This is a genomic window from Parasphingomonas frigoris (genome assembly GCF_036663815.1).
In the GTDB taxonomy this organism is placed as follows: Bacteria; Pseudomonadota; Alphaproteobacteria; order Sphingomonadales; family Sphingomonadaceae; genus Sphingomonas.
Genome location: NZ_JAXOJQ010000029.1, coordinates 1 through 1,941 on the forward strand (window position 1 = coordinate 1; position 1,941 = coordinate 1,941).

At 62.5% G+C, this 1,941-nt stretch carries 2 protein-coding genes; both read left to right on the top strand.

Going from position 1 to position 1,941, the window contains the following annotated elements:
- Positions 1-288 precede the first annotated feature (288 nt).
- Positions 289-570 carry a hypothetical protein gene (locus U1872_RS22160; protein WP_332795040.1) on the top strand — a complete coding sequence of 94 codons (282 nt, stop codon included), beginning with the start codon at positions 289-291 and terminating at the stop codon, positions 568-570.
- A gap of 258 nt (positions 571-828) precedes the next feature.
- Positions 829-1,941, top strand: a protein-coding gene (locus U1872_RS22165; RefSeq protein WP_332748173.1) for an IS3 family transposase whose coding sequence is annotated in 2 segments (ribosomal slippage) — positions 829-1,090 and positions 1,090-1,941 — 1,114 coding nt annotated over the 2 segments. Because the reading frame shifts where the segments join, the coding sequence is not laid out codon by codon here. This gene is flagged as partial in the annotation.

The following is a 1,941-nucleotide window of genomic DNA, read 5'->3' on the forward strand; positions in this document are numbered from 1 at the left end:
GTCGCGCCGATACGCACGCCATGCGCCGGCGACGGTTGCTAAGCTAGCAACCCTGCGGATTTCGGAGGACGCAAAGCGCGCTGCGCCAGCCAGTCGACCGAACGCGTAGCCAAGCGAAGTGAGATCAAGGTGCGGCATCGAGATCGCAGTACGCTAGTAATCTGCACATCACTAGGCGCCGCGTTTTGACTGTCCGAGTCACTTACCATAATCGGACATTATGGTAACTACAGCGATGTGCTACGAAGCCGGAATGCAGGGTAAATCGGACCAGCGGGCGCGGCCCTTATGAGCGAAATCGTCGTCCACCGCACCGACGGGGAGGGGCTTCCGGTCAGGGCACGAAGTGGGTTGGTCGAGCCGATCGATGCCCGCGTTACCCGGTTGCTGGGCCTTGCGCTGTCCGCTGATACCGGCCCTGTCAGCGAGATCGGCTTCGCGGCGCAGCTCGGCGCTATGGCAGCGGCGAGCAAGGCGGCGCTGGCGTCGGACCTTGCCTGCTATCTGCGTTGGTGTGAGGACATCCGTGTCGCCCCGCTGCCGGCCGAGCCCGAAAACCTGGTCCGCTAATTCGCCATGCTCGAGGCGCGCGGCGCCAAGCCCGCGACGGTCGCCCGGCGGGTTGCCAGTCTCGCCACCGCACACGGCCTGTTAGGCCTGCACGAGAGGGGGCAGCGCCCACCAGCCACGGCATCGTCCGCGCCGCCCTCAAGGGCCTACGCCGACGTCGTGGCGCTGCCCAGAGAGGTGGTTCTAGGAATCTGAACAGCGGGGATAAGTGGATTGCCGATCTGACAGCGGCCATGCTGGCCGCGAAGAGGAAGCAAGATGAGCAAGCGACCCCGCCGGAACCACAGTCCGGCATTCAAGGCCAAGGTGGCGCTGGCTGCTGTGAAGGGTGAGAAGACGCTGGCCGAGCTGGCGCAGGAGTATGAGGTGCACCCGAACCTCATCAACCAGTGGCGGTCCAAGCTGCTGGAGGGGGCGGCAGACGTGTTCGGAGCGGTTCCGGCAGCGAGCGAACCAGCGGTCGATATAACCGTGCTGCACGCCAAGATTGGTGAGCTGACGCTGGCGAACGATTTTTTGGCCGGTGCGCTCGGGAAGGCCGGTCTGTTGCCGAGCGCAAAGCGATGATCGACCGTGACCATGAGTTGCCGCTGACCCATCAGGCGCAGCAGCTCGAGATCAGCCGCGGCAGCATCTACTATCTTCCGCGGCCTGTATCCTCGGCTGACCTGGCGATCATGCGCCGGATCGACGAACTTCATCTGCTCTATCCGTTCGCCGGGAGCCGGATGCTGCGCGATCTGCTCCGTCAGGAGGATGTGAGCATCGGACGACGGCATGTTGCGACGCTGATGAAGCGGATGGGGCTAGAGGCGATCTACCGCCGTCCGAACACGTCGAAACCGGCGACGGGTCACAAGATCTATCCCTATCTGCTGCGCAAGCTGGCGGTGACGCGGCCGAACCAAGTTTGGGCGACCGATATCACGTATGTGCCCATGGCGCGCGGTTTCGTCTATCTGGTCGCTATCGTCGATTGGTTTACCCGGCGGGTGCTGGCTTGGCGGGTGTCGATCTCAATGGATGTCGCGTTTTGTATCGAGGCACTGGAGGAAGCGCTCGCCCGTTATGGCAAGCCTACGATCTTCAACAGCGACCAGGGCTCGCAATTTACCAGTGCGGCTTTCACCGCTGTCCTTCACCGAGAGAAGATCGCCATTAGCATGGATGGAAAGGGTTGCTGGCGCGACAACGTGTTCGTGGAGCGCCTCTGGCGCTCGGTGAAATACGAGGACGTGTACCTCAACGCATACACCTCAGTCCCGGAAGCACGCGCCGGCATCGGCCGATACTTTGCATTTTATAACAGCATCCGGCCACATTCAGCCCTTGGTACCAGGACACCGGACCAGGTATACTTCGACCAGCCGC

What these genes read in the sequence shown, in the direction of transcription:
- U1872_RS22160 (WP_332795040.1), top strand. Translation starts at nt 289, where the DNA reads ATGAGCGAAATCGTCGTCCACCGCACCGACGGGGAGGGGCTTCCGGTC.